We start from the raw sequence: 22109 nt of genomic DNA on the forward strand, positions 1-22109 counted from the left end.
GTATAAGAGACAGAGACGAGGGCATTCGTCTCGGCGGCGCGGCCCAGCAGCTTGTGCCGGGTCGCCCGGGCCTGGATCGGGTCCTCGCAGAAGCAGGAATTGGTGTCCGGCTCCATGATTTGCAAAGGGGTGTGCAGCAGGTCCCCGACGAAGAGCGCACGATCGCCACCCGACTCCAGCGTCAGGATGGACGAACCCGGGGTGTGGCCGGGCGCCGACTCCAGCCGCAGGTTCCCGTCGATCTGGTAGGAGCCGTCCCACAGTTCGGCCAGCCCGGCCTGATAGATCGGGGCGACGCTGTCCTCGAACACGTTCTGGTTGCCGCGCCCGAAAACCGTTTCATGGCCGTTGGCCGGGTTCCAGAAGTCGTAGTCCCGCCGCGGCATGAGGTAGGTGGCGTTCGGGAAGGTCGGCACCCACGTGCGGCCGTCGAGGTAGGTGTTCCAGCCGACGTGGTCGATGTGCAGGTGGGTGTTGACGACGATGTCGACGTCTTCGGGCCGGACACCGGCCGCCGCGAGGTTTTCGAGGTAGTCGGTGTTCAGGCGGCTCCAGACCGGCGCGTAGGGCCGGTCTTTGTGATTGCCCACGCCGGTGTCGACGAGGATCGTGCGCCCCTCGCTGCGCAGTACCCAGGACTGGAGCGCCGTCGCGCACTCGTTCGCGGCGGGGTCCCAGAAGTCCGGCGCCAGGACGGTACGGTGCCGGCCCCAGGCTTCATCGGGGCTGTCCGGGAAGAACTCCGCCGGAGTCATCCCGACAGGGCCGTAGTACTCCTTGGCGCGAGCGACGGTGACGTCGCCCAGGGTGATCTGTTCCATGGTCTTCCTTGCTGCTCGGGCGCATGGCCGGGTGCTTCCGAGCTTCGGCGACGCCGGCCGGGCGGACCAGACCCGCTCTGTCCTACCCCTGGCAGGGAGTGGCTGAGTCCTTCACCGCACGGCAGACTGCATGTATGGACGGACCGGGCCCACTGGGCGATTTCCTACAGGCACGCCGGGCTCAACTCCGGCCGGAGGACATCGGGCTGCCCCAGTTCGGGCCGCGCCGGGTGGCCGGACTGCGCCGGGAGGAGCTGGCGCAGCTGGCGGGCGTCAGCGCCTCCTACTACACACGGCTCGAACAGGGACTGTCACGCGGCGCCTCGCAGGAGGTGCTGGACGCCATCGGGCGGGCCCTCCAGCTCAGCGACCACGAGCGCGACCACCTCACCCGGCTCGCCGACGCCGCACGCCGCACGACCCGGACCCGCCGGCCCCGGCCGGAAAAGGTCGCCGAGGAGACCTGGGACCTGATGCGCGCGATGGACGGCGTCCCGGCTCTGGTCCTCGGCCGACGCACCGACGTGCTGGCCTGGAACAGCCTGGGCCACGCCCTGCTCGCCGGGCACGTGGATCCGCTCGCCCCGCACGACCCGGCCCGCCGCCCGAACATGAGCCGGATGCTGTTCCTCGACCCGCACTCCCGTGAGCTTTACCGGGACTGGAACCGCAAGGCCCGCGCGGTCGTGGGCAACCTGCGCACCGCGGCCGGCCGGCATCCGGAGGATCAGCTGCTGGCCGAGCTGGTCGGCGAGCTGACGATGAAGAGCCCGGAGTTCGTCGCCCTGTGGCGGGACCACAAAGTGTCGCCCTGCGATCCGGTGTCCTACGACCTGCACCATCCGACGCTGGGCTCGGTGACGGTGACGCAGCAGTCGCTGGCGCTCATCCGCTCGCCGGAGCAGGTCATGGTGGTGTGCACGGCGCGCGCCGGCTCGTCGTCGGAAGCCGCTCTCGCTTTGCTGCGGCAGTCGAGCGCGACGCTCGTGGAGGAGGGACGCGGCGCAATGGCGCGAGAGGGCTTGAAGTCCCCGAACTAGTCGGCGGGAACCGCGCCGCCTCGCTAGTGCGGTGGCCGGATTGGTTCACCGGGTTGGTGGTGTGGTCACCTGTTGGACGAGAGTCGGGTGCGGAGGCCGCCGGTCGTGTACGGGGTTTAAAGGCGTTGTTGAGAAATCGGCAGATTTCGGCCAAATGTTCTCGCGCACCCGGCGGTCGGGCGGGCAGGCAGCCGAAATCCGCCGGTTTCTCAACAACATGTGTACTCACCCCCCGAGAACGAACAACCCAGGCGCCAACCCCCGACGCCGGGACCAGAACCACCGCAGCGCCCGCACCCAAGCCGGGCACGGCTGAGCCGACCACACATGTTGTGAAAAAACGGCCGGTTTTCGTCCGCCCTGCCACGCGACCGCGCCTTGCGTACACAAGCCGGCGGACGAAAACAGGCGGTTTTTTCACAACGCCCTTAACCCCGTACGTGACCGGCGGCCTCCGTGCCCGACTCTCGCCCAACCCGCAACCACACCACCAACACGGCAAACCAATCCAGCCACCGCACTAGTCGAGGGGAACCGCGCGCACCACTAACCGGCAGGAACCGCGCGCACCCAAACGCCGTCTTCCGTCAGATACTCGTCAACCCTCAGGCCCGCGTCGGCCAGCGCCTGCTCGAACTGCTCGGGTGACAGTTCCCTGCGAAGGAACGTCTGCGTCCAGGCGGCATCCGGGAACTCGTACTCCACACGCGCCGAGTAGACACCGTCGCCGACCGGCTCTGAGGACACGAGCCGCGAGGTGAACCCGTCGGGCCCGACGCTCTCCCGCGGCAGATCCCGATACCAGCCCTCGCCCTCGCGCTGGATCAGCACGAAGTCTCCGGGCGCGAGATGACGCACGCAAGTGCGCAGCAGCCTGCTACGGACTTCCACGTCCGCGTTGTGCACAAGGTATGACGCGAGCAGCACCACGTCGAAGACCTCTCCCAGGTCCAGGCCCTCGATCGCGCTGCGCACCGTTCGCGCCCCGTGGACGTACTCCAGCATCTCCTGGGATTCGTCCACAGCGGTGACCGTGAATCCCCGCTCAAGAAGCGAGTGGGTGACGCGCCCGACACCGGAGCCCAACTCCAGGATGCGCGCGCCGACCGGCGCGGCCGCGGCGATGATGTCCGGCTCGTCCCGGACCGGCAGTCGCGTGTACAGCTCGACGGCGCAACCGTCCGGAGTGATCGCCCCCGGCCCGGTCCCCTGGTGCCCCGCACGCATTCTCAACTCCATGACCGCCTAACGGGCTCCGCATAGAGATCGTTCCCCCTCAGCCGGAGCCGGCCGAGTAGCTCTGAATCCGATTGTCGTCACGAAGAACACGCGGGAGCCGGTGGGCGAGTCATCAGCGTCGGCCGTCGATCGCGCCCGTAGGATGTGGCCGGTGCCGACTCATGAGGCGATCACCCGTCATCACGAGCCGGATCCGGACGAGGATCCGTGGGTTTTGGGTCCACCGGAGCAGGCCGCGGTTGAGATCGTGCCTTACAACCACGAATGGCCCAACCGTTTCGTACGACTCGCCCATGAGATCCGCGTGGCACTCGGCGCGACGGCCCTCGTCGTCGAACACATCGGATCCACCTCAGTACCCGGACTGGCCGCCAAGGACGTCATCGACATCGACTTGACGGTGGCCGACCCGGCGGACGAGGACCACTACGTGCAGCCCCTGGAACGGCTCGGCTATATCCTCATCATCCGAGAGCCGTCCTTCTATCAGCATCGATGTCTGTCGCTGCCGGATCCGAAGGTGAATCTGCACGTGTTCGGCCCGGACTGCCCGGAAACAATCAGGCAGATCATGTTCCGCGACTGGCTGCGGTCTCATCCGGATGACCGTGACCGGTATGAGCAGGCAAAGCGACAGGCGATTCCCGGCGGAGGCCATGTGATGGACTACAACCGCCGCAAGCAGGACGTGCTCCGGGATATCTACGACCAGATGTTTCGCGCCGCCGGCATGAAGTAGCCCAGGAATAGCGCGTCGATCGCAGCCGTCGCCGGCCGTCACGACCTGAGCATGCATGATCTTGCCGACGGCGTGGTCGTGCAGTGTGGCCATACGCAGCCCACCAGGGGAATCGGTTGAGTTTCAAGACCCCTCATTTCGCTGCCAGGGCACCGCGCCGACTCCCGGCGTGGCAGGGCGCTGCGATCTATAGAACGGACCTCGGCAGCGATCGGTTCAACCCCGGCAAGATCAGTCAAATATCGCCGGAGTAACTGCGGCCAAGATCAGATTTGCATCGCATGAGTACCCCTTGACGCCAAAGGTTCGGGCGCCGCATCCTTCCTTTTGTCGGCACGGTCCTTCATGTGCCACCCGAACGCATGACTCGTTTCGGCGTAAGCATCCTGAGCCTTGCTCCGAAAGACGTCAGCTATCCCCGCAGAAAGAAGTGTGGACAATGGGCTTGTCCTCCCTACCCGGGCAAGACCGGAAAGTACGCTTGCGAATCGCGGCCTTCCTGGTGACGATCTCCCTCGCGATGATGGCCGTGTTCACGGGCGCGAACGCGGCGAAGGCCGATACCCCCGCCAACGGCGTCGGGCACGTCTACTTGAACTTGAGCTCGCCGAGTCCGACGGCGCAATCCGACTACGGGAGCTTCATCTCAAGCCTGCGGGCCGCCGCCGGACACCCGTACCGGCAAGGCGTGTACGTGACGCAGCCGTCGTCCAACGCGCTGATCCGGGTCGACGTGACCGCCCCCGGAGGCGAGGTGCTGTGGCTGTGGCTCACACCCGGCGATCTGTACGTGCGGGGCTTCACCTCGCAGACCGACAACATCACGTACTACTTCGCCGACTATGTGAACGGAACTCCCACCTTCAACATGGCGAGCGTGTTCCAGAGCATCGGCAACAATAGTCTGCTGCCCGCGAGTCGGGCCACGAGCATTCTCGATTTCGGCTCGAACTACAACAGCATGGTCCAGGCCGCGGGCCGGGGTCGGGAATCGATGCCGATATCGTTCAACGACCTGGTGGGATCGGTGGTGAACCTGGCGAACACCGGGTACCCCTACGGCTCCAACCAGCAGGCCATCGCCCGGTCGCTGATGTACATGATCCAGTACACGTCCGAGTCGGCACGCTTCTGGGACGTCTACGGCGTGATGGCGGCCACCATGGTCTCCTGGAGCGGCTTCTACAATGGGCTGCCGATCCTGCAGCAATACCTGGAGAATTCATGGGACCAGATCTCCCAGTACGGGTTCGGCGTGTCCCAGAATCCCAATACGGGGCCGGTGAACGTTAACGGCGTAGGGACGTTCTCCAACTGGAACGATGTGGCGGCCCGGATGGCAATCTTGCTGGCCGCCGCCTACGTCGGGTACGACCCAAACGGCAACTGGGCCAAAACCGAACTCTAGAGAGCCGGGCCTCCGGCTACCCGAGTCCCCGGGACGAAACGGTAGCCGGTTCCGAACTCGGTGAGCAGGTGCACCGGATGCTGCGGGTCGGCTTCGAGCTTGCGCCGCAATCGCGCGATGTGGAACCGCAGATGCCCGCTGTCGCCGACGGCATGGCCCCAGACCTCGCTCAGCAGGCGGGCGATGCTGAGGAGCTGGTTCGGGTGCCGCAGCAGCGGTTCGAGCACGGCCCACTCGGTGCGGGTGAGTCGCACACCGGCACCGTCACGCGTCACGGTGTGCGCCGCCAGGTCCACGGTGCTCGGCCCGATGACGAACTGGGCCTCGGCCGGGGCGGCCCCATCGGCTGCGCTGTCTCGGCGGCGCAGCACCGCCCGCAGCCGGGCGATGAGCTCCTCCATGGAGAACGGCTTGGTGACGAAGTCGTCCGCTCCGGCATCGAGTACACGCACCTTCTCCGACTGGTCGGTACGCCCGGAGAGCACCATCACCGGTACCTGGGTCCAACCGCGCAGGCCCAGGATGACGTCAGCGCCGTCCATGTCGGGCAGGCCCAGGTCCAGGAGCACGAGGTCGGGAAGGCGGCGCGCCGCGGCCGCGAGGGCGTCCACACCGCGTTCGGCCGTCTCGACCTCGTACGAGCGGGCCTTCAGGTTGATGCGCAGAGCTCGCAGGAGCTGCGGCTCGTCGTCCACGACAAGGATCTTCGTCACTTGCGCCGTTCCCTTTCGGTGGCGGGGCTACGTCTTTACAGTGAACGTCGCGGACAAGGGAAAGCACCGCACCGCTCACGTGACGCAAACGCGATCCGCGACTATGCAAATACCCTGCCCGCGATCGCGTGATGAGGGGCAAGCGGTCTGTGACTCCCTGCGTGTCTTGATTCTCATATGCGACCTATGCGATCGCCATGAGCGATCTTCCCCCCGGGGCGGAACCCCTTGTAACTTCCGGATTACCGAATGTTCCGGCCGTTAGAAGGCAAGGTTGACGTGAGTGCTGACAGCGTTCTTTCGCCGTCCTGCCCCGCCGCAGGCTACGAATCCCAGGGCGGCTCCACCCCCGACATCGCCACGGAGGCCGAGGACTTCCTCCGACAACTGCGCGATGAGGGCATCAGCCTCGACCCTGGCTGTCTCGGCCCTTACGGTGTCGACCGCATCGAACAGGTCCGGTCCGAGATCCAGGCCACCGGCACCTACCGGCACACGGTCGAGGAACTGCGCTGGGGAGCCCGCATCGCCTGGCGCAACACCCCGCGCTGTATCGGCAAGTTCTACTGGAAAGCACTGGCGATCTGCGACATGCGTCATCTGACCACCGCCGAGGACGTCTTCGCCGCACTGGTCCAGCAGCTGCGCGAAGCCTTCGACGGCGGCCGGGTCCGCCTGCTGATGACCGTCTTCGCCCCTCGCGAACCCGGCCGCGAGGGCATCCGGATCTGGAACTCCCAGCTGGTCCGCTACGCCGGATACCGCCAGGCCGACGGCTCGGTGCTCGGCGACCCCGAGACCGCCGACCTCACCGAACGCCTCACCGAGATGGGTTGGGGCCGTGGCAAGCCCGGACGCTTCGACGTCCTGCCGATCGTCATCCAGATGCCCGGCGAACCCCCGCGGCTTTTCGACCTGCCGGCCGACGTCGTCCACGAAATACCGCTGCGCCACCCCGCCCTGGACTGGTTCGCCGACCTGGGGCTGCGCTGGCACGCCTTCCCCAGCATCAGCGACCAGTGCCTGCGCATCGGCGGCGTCGACTACACCGCGGCGCCGTTCAGCGCCTGGTACACCGCCGCCGAGATCGGCGCCCGCAACCTGTCCGACACCGGACGCTACGACATGCTGCCCCAGGTAGCCCGCGGGATGGGCCTGGACACGAGTACCGACCGCACACTGTGGAAGGACCGCGCCCTGGTCGAACTCACCGCCGCCGTCATCCACTCCTTCGAACAGGCCGGGGTGTCAGTCATCGACCACCACTTCGCCACCCGGCAGTTCGTCCGGCACGAACAGCGCGAGCAGGCCGCCGGACGGGACACCGCGGCGCACTGGGAGCTCATCGTCCCGCCCATCGGCGGCTCCGCCACCCCGGTCTGGGACCGCCGCTACGAGCCGACGCTGGTGTGCCCGAACTTCTTTCCGCAATCAGCGCCCGCGGTGGGCGAGGCCTCGTGGGGCAGCTGACGGGCAGCTGACACAGGTCGGCGCGGCGGTGTGTGAGTGCGAGAGGGTCTCAGTTCCCGCAGACGGTCTTCACCGCGGCCGAATCCGTCGTGATCTTCGCCGACAAGGCGGTGACGTCCGCTGCCGCCGCCTTGTCGCCGGTATCGGCGTCGGCCTTCCGGATGGCCGCGATGAGCGACGCGTAGTCGTCGGCGAACGCGGTCATGGCCGTGTGGGCGTTCGGATCGGTCGCCTTGGCGGCTTCCGTGGTGAGGCTCTGGGCGAGCGCCTGCCCGTTCTTGAGGACGGTGGCCTGGTCCGTGGTGCCGTTGTTGTTCTCGACCGCGGTCGCGATCAGCGTGGCGAAGTCGCCGCAGGAGGTGGTCCTGGCCGACACCGACGCCGCGGGAGCCGATGAAGCCGACGAGCACGCCGAGACCCCGAGGGCCGCCGAGGCGAGTGCTAGGACGAGCCCCGTGGTGCGGGCGGTCTTGGCGCGGGCGGTCTTGGTGCGAGCCGTCTTGGTGCGCGCAGTCTTGGTGCGGTGGGCCACCGGTCTACTCCCATTGACGATCCGGCGATCTTCACCGGCCCCTTCACAGTAGACGGCCGCCCTCCGACATCGACTCCCATCGGCCCGATGTCGGGCAACGCTCGCGAAATCCAAACACCGGCCCGGCCTACCCGCACGGCGGCCCAGGACCAGGACCCCAGAACCAGGCCGGGCCCGGGCTCAGGCCTGGGTGCCCGCTCCGCCCGCGGTGACCGTGACACTGTTCAGCACCACGTCGATCTTCGGACGGCCGTCGCCGGCGCCGATGGAGTCGTCCTCGCCCCCGGCGGCGATCTTGGTCACGACGTCCAGGCCGGAGGTGATGGTGCCGAAGGGCGTATAGCTCGGCGGCAGCGGGGAGTCCTTGTAGACGATGAAGAACTGGCTGCCGTTGGTGTTCGGACCGGCGTTCGCCATCGCCACGGTGCCGGTCGGGTAGGTGGCGCCGGCCAGGTTCTCGTCCTGGAACTGGTAGCCGGGGCCGCCCGTGCCGGTGCCGGTCGGGTCACCGCACTGGAGCACGTAGATGCCCTGGGTCGTCAGGCGATGGCAGCGGCTCCCGTCGAAGAACTTCTGACCGGCCAGGAAGTTGAAGGAGTTCACTGTATGCGGCGCCTTGGCCGCGTTGAGTGAGATGACGATGTCGCCCTGGTTCGTGTGCAGGGTCATCGTGTACGGCTTCGCCGGGTCGATGGTCATCGGCGGCTCGCTGGCCCAGCTCTGGGAGCCGCCCGACGCGGCGGGAGCCGAAGTCGAGGCGGTGTCCGGGGCCGAGGCGGTGTCCGGGGCGGATCCGGAGCCGCTGTCCGGGGCTGAAGCCGAGGTCGAGGCCGTGTCGGGAGCCGAGGCCGTACCCCCGGTGGACCCCGAGGTCGCCGAGGACCCGGCAGCGGAGCCGATCGTGCCGGTGGAGGCGCAGCCCGACAGCAGGAGCCCGGCCGCTGCGGCGAACACGCCGATGCCGATCATGCGGCGTCGATGAAACTTCACGCGCGCAGGCTATCCCACCGATCTCAGGACGGCCTCCCTCAGGACGGCCTCGCCCCCGGCAGGGAGCGAGGCCGCCTTCGGCACATCAGCCGGGCTGTGGCAGTCAGCCGGCCGTGAGGGAGTAGGTATCGAGCAGCGTCTGGGTGACCGAGTCACCGGCGGCGTCGGCGGCCTGAATCTTGACCGACACGGCCCCGTCGGTCTTGGACAGCGCCGGCACCCGGTAGTCGACGTCGAAGGCGCCGGTGGACGAGCGAGACACGGCACGCTCGGTCCAGGTACCGCCGCCGTCCACCGAGGTCCAGACCTTCATGCTGGTGACGGCGGTGGGCTTGGACGGGTCGACCATGGAGTACGGCGTGATCTCGATCCGGTGCCGGGCGTCGGCGGTCACCGCGTCGCCGGCGTCGGTGAAGGCGTTGTAGCGCAGCTGGATCAGCGGGTCGGCGCCGCACGGATCGCTCTGGCCGAGCAGAACGCCGACGCAGCCGAACGGCTGGGGCAGTCCGTCGGCCTGAGGACGCCGCGACGAGAAGGTCCAGTCGCTGTGCAGGTTGCTCTCATCGACGGTGAGACGGTCGGTGGCCGGCTGGTCGGAGAGCTGGTAGACGGGTATCCCGTTCGGCTGCTGCGCGGGCAGTTCGACTCCGTTCTGGTAGAAGTGGGTCGCCGACGCGGCGAAGATGTACGGACCGTCGATCAGTGCCGGGTTCGCGCCGTCGACCAAGTAGGTCAGCGGGTAGAAGGTGTCGCCGAGGCGGCAGAAGGCACAGGTGGGACTGCCGAGCCTGCCGATCGGCAAGCCGGTCTGCTCGACGTTCGCCGGTGTCGACGGCGCTCCCACCGACCGGGGGGCCGCGAACCAGTCCTCGCTCCCCTTCCCGGGCGCGTCGAACACCGTGTGCGCCACGACCAACGGAACCGAGTTGTCCGTGCTCAGGCGGGCGCCGCGCATCCAGATCAGGTCCGGGGCGACAGGTCCGTAGTACTGCTGCACCGTCGAGGGCGCCGGGGCGAACACCGAAGGGAAAGTCAGCTGGAAGTAGTCGTCAGGGTGGACGATGGACTCGAACTCTTCCATCGTGGCCGGCTTCGTGCTGTGGAAGGCGGTGGTCCGCTGGGCGAGCCGGTTGTCATCGACGGAGAAGTGAAGCGTCGCCGGTATCTGCCGCTCCTCGTTGAAGGCCAGGTTGTAGAAGTAGGGGCTGTTGCCGTGGTCGGTGATGCTCACCGTCGCCGGGCCCTTGCCGAGCAGCGCCGTCAGGGCGGCGGCGTCGTCGGGCGTGATCGTGGCGAACGGGATCTGCACCGGCGCCGTCTTGGTCCACCACCAGCTGGGCTTGACCGGGACCACCGGCAGCGTCGCCGGATCGTCGTCGCGCGGATCGATCAGCACCCCGGCCGCTCCGGCCTGGAGAGCCGCCGTCATCTGCTGAGCGTCGATCCACAGCGAACCGGAAGCGCGGCGCATCAGCACAAGTCGGCCGTGCACGTCCACCTTGGCGAAGTCGGCGGCGGTGCCGGTCCCGACGTTCACCACTTGAGCCGTGGTGGTCCCGGCGAAGCGCTGGAAGGAGGGCTCGTCCGCGTTCAGATTGCTGTAGGTCGGATAGTACGGGTGCAGCGTCACCTTCGACGGCCCGGTGACGGCGGCTGACAACGGGGCCTGGCCGCGCAGCCAGAAGGTGCTCTGGTGGAAGCTCCCGATGGTGACCGGCGAGGTCGGGGTGGTCCAGATGTTGTCCTGGCCCGAGTCATCCGGCATCTCTATGGCGTAGTAGACACCGTCCGGGCCAGGCCGGGTGGTGTTGATGTAGTGGGTCAGATCGACAGCGGAGCGGGGTGCGTCCACCGAGTACTTGGCGGCGGCGTCGAGATCGGTGCTGACGGCGGTGTCCCCGGACACCACGATCTGCGGGGCGACCTCGTCCACGATCTGCTGGAGGCCGTGGGAGTAGAACTGGGCGCCCATGTCCTCGGCGAGGTAGACGCCGCTGGGCGCGTCGAACGTCACCGAGTACGTGGTGCACGGATTGGTGTCCAGGCAGGTGTACGCGGTCGGGATGAACTCCTGGCCCGCGGCGGCGCCGGTGAGGGCGACCAAGGTCGGGTAGTAGGGGCAGGAAGTGGCGGCCTGGATTCCCTGGAGGTACGCGAAGGGCGCGCAGAAGTCCGCCTCACCCTTCTTCTTGGTGATGGTCCAGGTGACGGTGGAGGCGGGGGCGTCGGTCGGCACCGCCGAGGCCGATGTCTTGTGGTCCGTCAGCCAGGCTCCGGTGACGCCGCTGGTGAACGCCGGCCGCGCATGCGCGGTCGCAGCCGCAGCCGCGACGTTTGCGGTGCCGCCGGTCAGCGCGGTCCAGAACGCGCCGGCGTCGGCCGCGTTGACGCTCAGATCGACGTCTCCGGTCCCGGCGTCGGCGTGCAGCACCTTGGCGCCGGCCAGCTTGCCCGCGGCGGTCGACAGCGCCGCGGCGCTGCTGGTGCCGCCGAAGTGCAGGGTCAGCGGAATCCGGGCGTTCGCGCCGGTGTCGCCGTGGGCGGCGAGCCAGGTCACGTCGAACGCCTGGCGGTCCATCAAGTGTGTCTGGACGTAGCCCATCGCAGAGTCCGGATAGGCGGACACGTCAGCCTGCGCGGCGCTCTTTCCCAGGTCCGAGAAGGTGATTCTGGAGGTGGTCCCGGGCAGGGCCGAGGCCTGATACCCGCCGCTGGTGTCCCGCGTAAGGGCCACCTTGTCGCCGGTCGGCAATGTGACGGTGTAAGAGCTCTCCGACAGACCCGAGGCACCGGCTGGTACAAGTGCGGGGCCGGGTGCCGGAGCTTGCGAGGCGAGCCCCGGCGCGGCGGCGATGGAAGTCGCGGAGTCCGCGCTCGCGGCACCCGCCGCGCCGGGCAAGGCCACCAGGCTGATGCCGATGGCGGCGATGAGCACTCGCGAACCCGGCCGCCTCCAGGCGGGCTGGCGCCGTGGTGAATTCATCAGTTTGCTCTCCAGTGGTCTTGTCATCGCGCGCCTCCCGCAGCGTTCAGTGCCCAGTCCAGCCGGGTGATCGCGTTCGGGGAGACGCCGACGGTGGCCGTGGTCGTGGCGTAGCCGGGGGTGGCGGCGGTCAGCCGCTGCCGGCCGGCGTCGAGGAACAGCGAGTAGAAGCCGGAGACGGTCGCCTCGTCGGTCGGCCCGGCGATGCTGGAGCGCCCCGGCGCGGCGGTGTCCGTGACGATGCTCGCCTGGACGGGCTTGCCGGTCGCGTGGTCGGTGATCAGGCCACTGACGAGGCCGCCGGGGCGCGCGGTGCAGGTGGGGGTGCCGACCAGCACGTCGCCGACCGACCACCACCAGCCGCCGGGCTTGCCGGTGAAGTGGAACCGGACCCGCACGTCCTTCTTGCCCGCGGCTTGCGGGATCGGCAGATCGATGGTGCCCGCGCCGTTGGCCGTGGTCCGCTGCCAGACGTTGGTCCAGGTGCGGCCGCCGTCGGTGCTCAGTCCGACCTGCGCGCTCTGCCCGTCCGCGCCGTAGTAGCCCGACAGGAAGCTGAGATGCGGTGCGCTCTGGCCGGTCAGGTCCACTGCCGGAGAGGTGAGCGTGGCGTCGATCCGTCCCCGCGCAGCCGCGGTGTCCGCCACGGCGAAGCGGCCTTCGAGCGGGGTCACCGCCGAGCGGTCGCCCGGGTTGTCGAAGCGCCAGCCGGACGGGGAGCCGGAGGTGGTCCAGCCGTCGACCGGGGTGGCGTCATGGGCACCGGCGAAGGTCTCGGACAGCCCGTTCGGGCCGTATCCCGGTGCGTCGCAGGAGGTCTGATCGATCGTCAGCGCGTAGTTCTTGCTGCTGTCGCCGGTGCCGACCGTCAGGTCACTGTCCAGCTGGACGTAGCCGTCGGCCGGGGTGCCGACGACGCCCGGGTAGACCGGGACGACGTGCACCTTGTAAGAGGACTGGCCGGCGAGAGTCACGCTGTAGTGCCCGGTGAACGGGTCGGTGTAGATCGGGCCGCCGGGGTAGCCGTCGATGGTGATCCGGGCGAACAGCGGCCAGCCGTGTCCCGAGCCGTCCGCGACCGTGCCGGTCACGGTCGCGTGCGGTTTGGCCTGGAGCCCGAAGTCCACGGCGGCGTGGGCGCCGACGGCGACGTCAGCGGTCTTACTCGCTGCCGTGTACGTGTACGACGACGCGGTGACGGTGTAGGCGCCGACTCCGACGCCGATGTCGTAGTGCCCGGTGGCGTCGACGTGGGTGAGGTACCCGCCGGGCGAGGCGGTGACCACGGCGTCGGTGACCGGGGCCCCGGTGGTGGCGTCGGTCACCTGTCCGACGATGTCGCCCTGCTGGCCGAGGGTGAAGGCGCCCACGCCGTTCGGGGTGCCCAGGCCCGTGGGACCGTCCCAGCCCGGGCCGGCGGTGCACAGCACGTTGCCGCACGATCCGTTCGTGCCCTGAGTGACGTCGAACAGGTCAGCAGCCTGATTCGCGTCGTGGTACGGGTAGGTCACCGGGTAGGTGCCCGCCGCCGGCGGACCGGCCAGCGCGTACATCGCGGTGACCAGCGGCGAGGCCAGGCTGGTGCCGCCGACCTGGAGCCAGCCGCCCTGCCCCAGCGTGTCGTAGACCGCCAGGCCGCTGGCCGGGGAGGCGTCGGCGGAGATGTCCGCGGTCGCCCGCTTCGAGCAGCCGGTGTTCAGCGCGGCCTGGAAGCCCGGCTGGGGGGAGATCGTCGAGCATCCGGAGCCGCCGGAGCCCCATGCGGTCTCGGTCCAGCCGCGCGGGGTCGAGGCGTCCTTGCTCAGCTGGGTGCCGCCGACCGAGACGACGTTGCCGATGTCGGACGGGTACTCCACCACGTTGCCGACGTCGCCGGACGACGCCGCGATCACCACGCCGGGATGGTCGTAGTACGCGTCGTTGGCCAGTTCGCTCGGGTCCTCGTCGGCGCCGTAGGAGTTCGAGACGAACTTCGCGCCGAGCGCCACCGCGGTGTTCTCGGCGGCGCCGAGGTTGGTCATGCCGGGGTCGTCGGCCTGCACCAGCAGGATGTTGCAGGCGGGGCAGGCCGCGGACACCGCGTCCAGGTCCAGGGTGGTCTCGGTGCCCCAGCCGGAGTCGTCGGCCGGGTAGTTCGAACCGCCCCTCTGGTCCACCTTCTTGAAGCAGCCGTTCGCGGTGGTGCAGGCGGGCAGTCCGTAATACGCGCGATAGGCGGCCAAGTCGGCTTCGGCGTGTGAGTCACCGTAAGCGTCGACCAGCGCCACCGTCTGGCCGCCGCCGCGACTGGCCGGAAGCCGGTAGGCGCTCTGGATGTCCGCGGGGCCGAGCGCGGCGACCGGCGGCCCGGCGGCGTCGGGGGTCACCACGTGGTTGTCAGGGGTCTGCACGACGGACATACAACGCGCGTATCCCTTACGCGGCGCCGTGTTACAGCCGGCGTTGGTGCTCGCGGTCAGCTGGACGCGCGCGGTTCCGGACGCCACCGGGACGGTGCTCGGCGCGGGACGGGCCGGCTGGTTCAGGCCCATTCCCAGCAGCGTGGCCACCGCCACGATGGCCACCGGGGTCAGGACGGGCTTGGATCTTAGGAGACGAGGTATGCGCATGGATCGAGCTCCTTGCAGTCGATGGGCTCTCAGAGCGGTCGATAGTGGTCGGGTTCACGCACCGTCCCCTGGCCGCGCACGGCTTCCGCTTCGGTCGCGGGCTCGGGCGCCGTGGCATCACCGGTGCTCACGTCCTCGGCGGCGGGCTCCGGCTCAGCGGGCTCCGGGCCGTCTGCCGGAGTCTCCTCGGCGGGCACAGGATTCGGGTCGTGCCGGTCCATGAAGCGATCCCCTCTCAGGACACGTCGTTGATCCGTCCAGCGTCGATGCGCCGCGGGGTCCGGAGGATGCGTCAGATGACCCAATCTCGCCGCGCGCCCGACCCAAAGTCGGGCGCGCCGGAGTAGGGCGGGGTCGCGGGGACCGCTACGAGGCGGGTCCCAGGCCGAGCTCGACCAGCCGCACGGCGAGCGCGGTCCGGGAGGAGACGCCGAGCTTGCGCATGGCAGAGTCCAGATGCCGGGCCACCGTGCGCGGCGAGAGGTACAGCACCTCGCCGATGTCCCGGTTCGTCCGGCCGCCGATCACCAGTCCGGCGACCTCCAACTCGCGGGGCGAGAGCCGGTCGCCGTAGCCGCGCCGAGCCGGCCGCGGCCGGGCTGCGTCTACGCCGTGGGCACGCAGGGTAGCGGCGACCCTGACAACGTCGGCGTCGGCGCCGAGTTCCCGGTATTCGGCGAGCACCTGTTCCAGCAAGGGCAGCGCGGACTCCCGGCGATCGCCCGCCGACAGGCACGCGGCTTGGCGCTCGCGTGCGGCCGAAGCGGCGTACGGACGCGGCAGCGCGTCCCACAGCAGAGCAGCCCGCGCGCACAGCGCCGCCGCGCGTTCGTGCTCACTGCGGGACTGCGCCAGCAGGGCCCGGCACCAGGTCAGGGCCGCCCTCGCCACGGGTACGTCCCGGCCGTGAAGCCACTCGGAGAACCCGCGCACCAGGTGCCGCGCCTCGATGTCGCGCGCGCCGCCGGCGGCGGTCAACGCCTCGATCCGGACCGGAACCAGATCCACCGCGGACAGCCACATCCCGTTGCCGGTCACCAGATCCAGCGGTTCCTGAGTCAGCATCAGGGCTCTGTCGGCGTCGCCGTCCGCGAGCGCCATCGCCGCGAGGGCGGCCGCCGCGGCCAGGGCGCAACCGGGCGCTTCCCCGCTCCCGGCCAGCACCTCGGACAAGCCCTGCTCGGCCGTCAGCCGGTCGCCGCGCGCGGCGGCCAGCAGATGGCTGGTCAGCCGAACCTCCAGGTGGCTGGTCGCCGCCCCGGCGGCGGCCTCGACGATGCCGTGCAGCCGCTCGGCCAGGCCGTCCCAACGGCCGGTGGCCCAGTCCAAGCCGGCCTCGGCGGCCAGCGCCAGGGTGAGGTGGCGCTGGTAGGGGTGGCGTTCGGCGAGTTCGCGCGCGCTGGCCAGGTGGCGCCGCGCCAGGTCGTAGTGTCCCCATTGCAAGGCCATCACGCCGAGGTTGTAGTGGTTGTTCGCGATTCCGAGGTGCTCGGCGGTGTGCGGGGCGTCCCACTGAATCCGTTCCACCTCGGCCCAGCCCTCCTGCTCCCCCAGGGTCAGCAGGCCCACCGCCCGGTTGACGCGCAGCCGGTTGCGGTCCTTCTCCGGCATGGGCAGCGCGATCATCTCCGCGGCCCGGCGCAGCCAGTAGAGGTAGGTCTCGTTCGGCAGGGGCTCGCCGATGGCCCAGCCCAGCACGATCATCGCCTGCGCGGCGGCCACGGGGTCGTGGCTCAGGTGCGGGACGGCCCGCTGAAGCTCCTTGCGGCCCGCGGCGATGTTCTCGACCAGGAGCTCCAGTCTGCCGAGCTCGGCGCGGACCTCGGCCTCGCCCCGGTCGTCGAGGTGCTGCTCGGCCAGCACCGCGCGCAGTGAACGGATCAGGTCCCGGATCCGGTCGGAGTCCTCGGGCGCGGTCAGGCGCACTTTGCGGGCCAGCCGCACGACCGTCGCGCCGGGCAGGCGTACCTCGGTGATCAGCTCGCCCAGCAGCCCGGCCGCGGTGGCGTCGTCGCCGGAGGCCAGTGCCAGATCGGCGGCTTGTTCGGCGTAGGTGGACCAGTCCTGCGTGTCCCCGGCGGCGCGGAAGTGGCGCGCCAGCTGGGCGAGGGGTGGCGGTGAGACGTCACGGAGCGCGATTCCGGCTCTGCGGTGCATCGTGCGCCGCCGCGCTGCGGGGATCGACTCGTATACCGCGCGACCCGCCAGCACGTGGCCGAACGCCAGCAGATCGCGACGGCCTTCGGTCAGCAGCCTGGTACCGACCGCCTCGTCCAGCGCGGCCTGCGCGTCCTCCTCGCCCAGGGCGGATACCGCGAGTATGAGCCCCACGGCCGAGGGATCGGTGAGCACCGCCGCCGCTTCCAGCAGGGTCCGCGTCGCCGGCGAGGTCCGGTGGAAGCGCTCCAGGACCGCGTCCCGGATGGTCGCGGGCACGTCGATGTCCTCGATCTCCCGGCGCACCCACGCACCGTCGCGCCGGGCCAGGTCCGCGCGATCGCCCATCAGCCGGACCGATTCCTCGACCGCGAGGGGGACGCCGTCAGTACGCTGATGCAGGAACTGGGCGAACTCCGGCGACACCTGCGCCCCGGCCAGCATGGAGGAGACCAGGCCGGCGGTCGCGGCCACGTCCAGGGGGCCGAGCGCGACGCGCAGCCGCGTGGTGCTCGGCGCCGACAATGAGGACAGCCGACGCACCGCCGAGTCCTCGGGCAGGTCCTCCGGCCGGTACGTCACGATGACGCTGATCCGCCGGGTGCGGCGGGCACAGAGGAACAGCAGGAACTCCAGGGTGGCCTCATCCGCGCAGTGCGCGTCCTCCACGGCCAGCACCGCGACGCCGGTCCGGTCCAGCAGTTCGCACAGCGCGCCGAACAGCCGGTGCCGCACCGCCGTCGCGTCCTCAACCGGCTCGGGCGCCGCGGGCAACTCGGCGGCCCATTCGGGGAACAACGGCCGCAGCGCCCCGGCCAGCGGGCTCAGCCCCAGACCGGCGACCTTGTCAGTGCTCTGACGGATTGCGTCCACCAACGCGCCAAGGGTGTGCGGCCGCCGGAACGGCGGACAAACCGCGACCAGTGTGCGCGACGACGCCCCGCCGGTCTGCGTCGTGCCGGTCTGCGTCGTGCCGGTCTGCATCGTCTCGAGAATCTGCGTCGTGTCGAGGAACTCGGCGAGCAGCCGGCTCTTGCCGATGCCCGCCTCGCCCTCGATGAGCACGACGGCGGTCCCGGATGTCAGGGCACTGCGTAGCGCGTCGAGTTCGCCGTCCCGGCCGATGAAGCGCGGCGGCCCGATGGCCGCGCGCGGAACGCCAACTCCCTGATCCCCGCTCGCGTGTCCGGCCATTGCGCTCCCTGTGGCTGGTCGTTCCCGCGCATCGTCGCACAGCGTGAGGATCTTGGGAACCCTGCGCAGATCCCGGAGAACACGGCGGCTCTCGGCCGCTCCGATCAGGTCGCTTGCTCGGGCGCCTCTTCCGTCCCCGGGGGTCTGAAGCTCACCGCTGACCGCCGGTCAGGGTCGCAGGTCGCGGTCCAGGCGGCGCAGAACAACAACAGCCTGGCCACCAGATATATCCACAACAACAACGCGGCGGGGACGCCGAACGCACCGTACATGCTCTTGCTCGCGACGCCGGAGATGTAGGACGCGACCAGAGCCTTCAGCACCTCGAATCCGACGGCACCGATCAGCGCACCCTGAAGGGCCACCCGCCGGGGCATCTCCAGGCGCGGCATGCCCACCAACAGGTAGGCGAACATCACGACGCCCGCGCCTACGCCCACCGCCAGCCCGGCACCGCGCAGGAACAGCCGGCCGACCGGCTGCCCGACCAGGCCGAGCGGTCCCGACACGTGGCCGATGACGGAGGTCGCGAGGGTCGAGGCTCCGACCGACACCGCCAGCGCGACCCCGAGCCCGAGCAGGGACACGGCGTCCTTCAGCTTCGTCACCAGCAGGTTCTCAAGCCCCTCGGCCGGCGGCTGGAATCCGAACCAGATCTCGCGGATCGCCGGCCGCAGCGCCGCGACCAGGTTCAGGCCGAGGTACATCAGCACCACCGCGCCGACCACCCCGACCGTCCCGGCATGACTCACCAGGGCATGCACCGGATAGTCGATGACGACCACACCCCCGGTGGCGTAGTTGGCGACATCGGCGGTCACCCGCCGGCCTTGCGGCGTCGCCCGCGCCGCGGCCATGGCGGCGGCGTCGGCGAACTCCGCTTCGAAGACCGCGAACGGCGCTTCTCCCTGGATCGCCGCCACATCGAAGCTGTACCGCCACGCAAGCAGGCCGGGCCAATTCATGATCAGTGGAAGGTGGTTGGTCACGTAGTAGTCACGGAAGTGGTCAGGGTCGGCGGGCTTGGAATACAGGACCAGCAACTTATGCATGACGGCCGTCCAGTACCGCGGTCAGTTGAATCGCCATACGCGCAGGTTAGGGCTTGATGCGAGGCCGGGGGAAAGACCGGTACGCGATAGACTCAGAACGGATCGTTATCAATCGGCGGGGAGGGCACGTGGCGCCGGATACGGTGAGCCTGCGGTACTTCCTGGTGCTGGCGCGGGAGTTGAACTTCACCCGCGCGGCCGCACGGATCGGTATCGCACAGCCCGCACTCAGCGCCCGGATGCGCCGGTTGGAGGCGGAACTCGGTACGGCCCTGCTGGTCCGCGACACGCGTAGCGTCGTATTGACCACGGCCGGCGCGGCTTTGGCGGAGTCCGCGCCGCCCGCGCTGGCGGCGCTGGACCGGGCATGGGACACCGCCCGGAGCGCGGCGGCCGGTGAACTGGGCACGCTGCGCATCGGATACAGCCTCAGCACGGGGGCCGAGACGGCACCGGCCCTGGTGGACAGGCTGATCCGCGGCAACAGCGGACTCGCGGTCAGCGCGGTCCCGATGACGACACCGGAGATCTCCCCCGCGGTCGCCGACGGCCGCATCGACGCCGGGATCACCCGCGGTGAGCAGCCGGGCCCTGGCGTGCGCCGGTTCTTGCTGCGGCGTGCGCGCATCGGGGTCCAGCTGGCGCAGCACCATCCGCTGGCCGAACACCCGGAGATCGAGATCGCCGACGCGGCCGGGTATCCGCTGCGGCTCCCGGACCGTGCGGCCAACCCCGTGATCCACGATCAGCTGGCCGCACTGTTCCAAGACACCGGGCCGCACCCTCGATTCCACACGCCCGCGGTCTCTTTCGACATGTCTCAGCGCGACCTGCACGACGGGGTCACCCTCGCCCCGGCCGGAGAAGCCGCGGCCACGGCACCGCCGGCCGGTCTCACCTGGCGACCGCTGCGGGGCGCGCCCAGCCTGACGATCCACCTGGTCCTCCCGCGCGAGCAGTCGCCACTACACCGCCGCATCCGTGCCGTCGCCAAAACCCTGGCGCACGAGCTGCACTGGCTGGCTGACTGACGCGCAACCGGACTGCCGCGGAACCGGACTGCCGCCGAACCGGACTGACGCGCAAGAGGCCGAGCGAGACGGATGTCCGCGATGACGAGACCGAAGACCGCAGCGGGCGCGCTTCGCACCCGGCCCGAATAAATCAGTACTCAGATACAGCATCGCAGGGCACGAAGTCTGTGATAGTGAGACGTATGCACCACCCACGTCTGAACAGTGCCGAGGCCACTGGGCGGACTGGTGGCCGGCGCGGACTGCTCGCGCTGCTGACCGGCGTCCTGCTGACCGGCGTCCTGCTGACCGGCGTCCTGCTGAACGCCGCCTTCCTCACCCTGGCCGGGCCCGCCAACAACGAGTCCTTCTACTTCCACCGCGCCGTGAGCTGACCACACCGGAAGGAGTTTTCTGTGACCGCTTTGCGCGAAGTCCCCTTTCCAGCCGAATACGCGATAGGCCCGGCCGGTAAGGCCGACGGCAGTCGGATGACGTACGAAGAGAACGCCGCAGCGCTACGGGAGGCCGATTACCTCGTTCGCAGGGGCTACCGCGCGTGCACACGGAAGATCGCCGCATTCGACAGAGTCGGCCCCTTCCTCGTGGGCAAAGCCCAGGAGCGCCTACAGCTCATCGCCCTGCCGAAATACGGCCAAGAGCCAGTCCACGTCGCACAGGCCCAGCGAGTCGAGGTCGAAATCGAACGCTGGTTGCCGCATGCGACCACGTTCGTCCCCTTACTCGCCGCCGTTTCGGCGACCATGAAGGCCGCACTCACGGAGTTGATGGTTCGGACGATAAGGCAAATACAGGAGCTGCCCGTCCTACGCACGGGGGTACCAGACGCAGCAAGCGTCCTTGCCACATACGACCGGCTTCGCGAGGCATTGGAAAGCGGAGACGCGAACGCCCTAGACGCGATCCCGACAGAAGAAATCTCTGGCGCACTCGACAAGCTCAATAAGAACAAGGAGGATCTCGCCAGGGCCGAAGACTTTCTTGACACGATGGCGCAGTGCGGGTTCCTTGCCGGAGTTCAAGTCGCGGCAACGTTCCAGGCGATTGCTGGATACATGGACAGTCGAAACGCGTACCTGGTGACCTACCTGGAGGCGACTGACTATTTCAAAGCGGTGGACGATGCCGGGGGTATCGTCCTGCGGGCCGGCGCCACCCAGTTCCTCTATGGCGCGATCACGACCGCCATCGGGCAATACGGGCCGCTGATCCTCCCGAAAGTACTCGCACGCACACCGGTGATCGGAGGAGGATTCGCAATAGTCGACGTCGCCAGAACCGTGAATGAGAAGCGGAAGTTGGTGGAGGAACGGAGGAACCACCTCATGGAGCTCGCTGAAGCGCGTCAAGGACGAGGCCCTGTGAGCGAATTGGCCTGGCTCGACGGCAGGCTCAAAGACGATCGCGACACCCTGGATGAGCTCGTTCAGGCGACCATTGAGATGTGCGACGGCCTCGTGACCTTGGCCCAAGCCCCTCAAGCGGATTGACTGCGACTGCGACCCAGAGCGATGAGACGAACACGCTGCGCTCTTGACGCGCCAGGCTTCGCCCGGCAACGATCGCTTATGTCAGAGCTCTGAATCGTGCGTCCCGCACTCGCTGCCCCGGAGGACTCCCCGTGTCCGACACGCTCGTCCAAATCCAGATCCACGGCGCGTCTGTCTGCATCATCAACCAGCAGGTCTACGCGACCCTGCTGCCCGGCAACCCCGGCGCCGCCACGTGGGTGGTCGCGGCGGGCCCGGACGGCTCGCTCGTCCTGACCGACCAGGCAAGCGGCCTGGTCCTCAGCGACGCCAGCACCACCGGCGGCTCCGGGCTGTCGCGGCCGTCGCCTGCGATCGTCGCACCCGCGGGCTCCGGGCTCCCGGTCATCTCCTGGAACTTCGTCGGGTTCTCCGACGAGGACGGCGACGACGCCGCCGCGATCAAGGACCCGGGCCAGCTCACCAGCGGCTACTACACGATCCAGGATCCGGGTTCCGGCAACTTCCTGTTCCGCAACATGGTTGAGGACCGCAGCCTGCTTCCCAAGTACGTGGGCTTGCAGGACCCGTCGCAGGGCGGCCCGTTCGAGCTCGTCGTCCAGGTCATCTCGAACTGAGCCCCCTGCGCGCACGCCGGT

Annotated in this window: 19 protein-coding genes; 9 read left to right on the top strand and 10 right to left on the bottom strand. The window is 69.1% G+C overall.

All coding sequences use genetic code 11. From position 1 onward, the window contains the following. Nucleotides 1-821, bottom strand: an 821-nt coding sequence (locus tag IZR01_RS18715; protein WP_194924564.1) for an MBL fold metallo-hydrolase, incomplete at its 3' end; no start/stop codon positions are given. A gap of 134 nt (nt 822-955) precedes the next feature. On the opposite strand from IZR01_RS18715, the gene IZR01_RS18720 reads away from it, so the two are divergent. Continuing rightward, a complete protein-coding gene (locus IZR01_RS18720; RefSeq protein ID WP_194900062.1) occupies nt 956-1861 on the top strand; it encodes a helix-turn-helix transcriptional regulator in 906 nt (301 codons plus the stop codon). Nucleotides 1862-2407: 546 nt separating this feature from the next. On the opposite strand, the gene IZR01_RS18725 is transcribed toward IZR01_RS18720, so the two are convergent. After that, nucleotides 2408-3088 carry a class I SAM-dependent methyltransferase gene (locus tag IZR01_RS18725; RefSeq protein ID WP_194893194.1) on the bottom strand — a complete coding sequence of 227 codons (681 nt, stop codon included), beginning with the start codon at nt 3086-3088 and terminating at the stop codon, nt 2408-2410. Nucleotides 3089-3242: 154 nt separating this feature from the next. On the opposite strand from IZR01_RS18725, the gene IZR01_RS18730 reads away from it, so the two are divergent. Both IZR01_RS18730 and IZR01_RS18735 read left to right on the top strand, forming a co-directional pair. Further along, nucleotides 3243-3839: a GrpB family protein gene (locus IZR01_RS18730; RefSeq protein ID WP_194893199.1), complete on the top strand. Its 597-nt coding sequence runs from the start codon at nt 3243-3245 to the stop codon at nt 3837-3839. Between the two features lie 481 nt (nt 3840-4320). Further along, nucleotides 4321-5247, top strand: coding sequence for a ribosome-inactivating family protein (locus tag IZR01_RS18735; protein WP_194893193.1), 927 nt, complete (start codon nt 4321-4323; stop codon nt 5245-5247). Here the strand turns inward: IZR01_RS18735 and IZR01_RS18740 are convergent. Then, complete coding sequence (locus IZR01_RS18740) at nt 5244-5960, bottom strand: response regulator (RefSeq protein ID WP_194893192.1); 717 nt, start codon at nt 5958-5960, stop codon at nt 5244-5246. The two genes, IZR01_RS18735 and IZR01_RS18740, sit on opposite strands and share 4 nt — an antisense overlap. A gap of 279 nt (nt 5961-6239) precedes the next feature. Here IZR01_RS18740 and IZR01_RS18745 point away from each other — a divergent pair, with 279 nt between their 5' ends. After that, nucleotides 6240-7430, top strand: coding sequence for a nitric oxide synthase oxygenase (locus IZR01_RS18745; protein ID WP_323747038.1), 1191 nt, complete (start codon nt 6240-6242; stop codon nt 7428-7430). A gap of 49 nt (nt 7431-7479) precedes the next feature. On the opposite strand, the gene IZR01_RS18750 is transcribed toward IZR01_RS18745, so the two are convergent. Together IZR01_RS18750 and IZR01_RS18755 are read right to left on the bottom strand one after the other, a co-directional pair. Continuing rightward, nucleotides 7480-7962: a hypothetical protein gene (locus IZR01_RS18750; protein WP_194924566.1), complete on the bottom strand. Its 483-nt coding sequence runs from the start codon at nt 7960-7962 to the stop codon at nt 7480-7482. Nucleotides 7963-8142: 180 nt separating this feature from the next. Beyond that, nucleotides 8143-8661 (bottom strand): peptidylprolyl isomerase, encoded by a 519-nt coding sequence (locus IZR01_RS18755; RefSeq protein ID WP_228559748.1) that lies wholly within the window; start codon nt 8659-8661, stop codon nt 8143-8145. On the opposite strand from IZR01_RS18755, the gene IZR01_RS54805 reads away from it, so the two are divergent. Beyond that, complete coding sequence (locus tag IZR01_RS54805) at nt 8633-8944, top strand: hypothetical protein (protein ID WP_228559750.1); 312 nt, start codon at nt 8633-8635, stop codon at nt 8942-8944. The two genes, IZR01_RS18755 and IZR01_RS54805, sit on opposite strands and share 29 nt — an antisense overlap. 111 nt (nt 8945-9055) lie before the next feature. Here the strand turns inward: IZR01_RS54805 and IZR01_RS53335 are convergent, their stop codons facing one another. From IZR01_RS53335 to IZR01_RS18780, 5 genes are all read right to left on the bottom strand, one after another. Continuing rightward, nucleotides 9056-11887 carry a protease-associated domain-containing protein gene (locus IZR01_RS53335; RefSeq protein WP_194924567.1) on the bottom strand — a complete coding sequence of 944 codons (2832 nt, stop codon included), beginning with the start codon at nt 11885-11887 and terminating at the stop codon, nt 9056-9058. 71 nt (nt 11888-11958) lie between these two features. Next, complete coding sequence (locus tag IZR01_RS18765) at nt 11959-14544, bottom strand: peptidase S8 and S53 subtilisin kexin sedolisin (RefSeq protein ID WP_194924568.1); 2586 nt, start codon at nt 14542-14544, stop codon at nt 11959-11961. Nucleotides 14545-14573: 29 nt separating this feature from the next. Next, on the bottom strand, nt 14574-14765 hold the full coding sequence (locus IZR01_RS18770; RefSeq protein ID WP_194893187.1) for a hypothetical protein: 192 nt from the start codon (nt 14763-14765) through the stop codon (nt 14574-14576). A gap of 145 nt (nt 14766-14910) precedes the next feature. Next, on the bottom strand, nt 14911-17895 hold the full coding sequence (locus IZR01_RS18775) for an ATP-binding protein (protein ID WP_194924569.1): 2985 nt from the start codon (nt 17893-17895) through the stop codon (nt 14911-14913). Nucleotides 17896-17999: 104 nt separating this feature from the next. Beyond that, nucleotides 18000-18947, bottom strand: a complete 948-nt coding sequence (locus IZR01_RS18780; RefSeq protein WP_194924570.1) for a YhjD/YihY/BrkB family envelope integrity protein — start codon at nt 18945-18947, stop codon at nt 18000-18002. A gap of 128 nt (nt 18948-19075) precedes the next feature. Between IZR01_RS18780 and IZR01_RS18785 the strand changes: the two genes are divergently transcribed. From IZR01_RS18785 to IZR01_RS18800, 4 genes are all read left to right on the top strand, one after another. After that, nucleotides 19076-19978, top strand: coding sequence for a LysR family transcriptional regulator (locus tag IZR01_RS18785; RefSeq protein WP_194893182.1), 903 nt, complete (start codon nt 19076-19078; stop codon nt 19976-19978). Between the two features lie 185 nt (nt 19979-20163). Next, nucleotides 20164-20355 carry a hypothetical protein gene (locus IZR01_RS18790; RefSeq protein ID WP_194924571.1) on the top strand — a complete coding sequence of 64 codons (192 nt, stop codon included), beginning with the start codon at nt 20164-20166 and terminating at the stop codon, nt 20353-20355. Nucleotides 20356-20376: 21 nt separating this feature from the next. Further along, nucleotides 20377-21471 (top strand): hypothetical protein, encoded by a 1095-nt coding sequence (locus tag IZR01_RS18795; protein ID WP_194924572.1) that lies wholly within the window; start codon nt 20377-20379, stop codon nt 21469-21471. 131 nt (nt 21472-21602) lie between these two features. Continuing rightward, nucleotides 21603-22088 (top strand): ricin-type beta-trefoil lectin domain protein, encoded by a 486-nt coding sequence (locus IZR01_RS18800; protein ID WP_194924573.1) that lies wholly within the window; start codon nt 21603-21605, stop codon nt 22086-22088. The last annotated feature ends 21 nt before the right edge of the window (nt 22089-22109 follow it).

Origin of the sequence: Catenulispora pinisilvae (genome assembly GCF_015356865.1) — a bacterium.
Classification (GTDB): domain Bacteria; phylum Actinomycetota; class Actinomycetes; order Streptomycetales; family Catenulisporaceae; genus Catenulispora; species Catenulispora pinisilvae.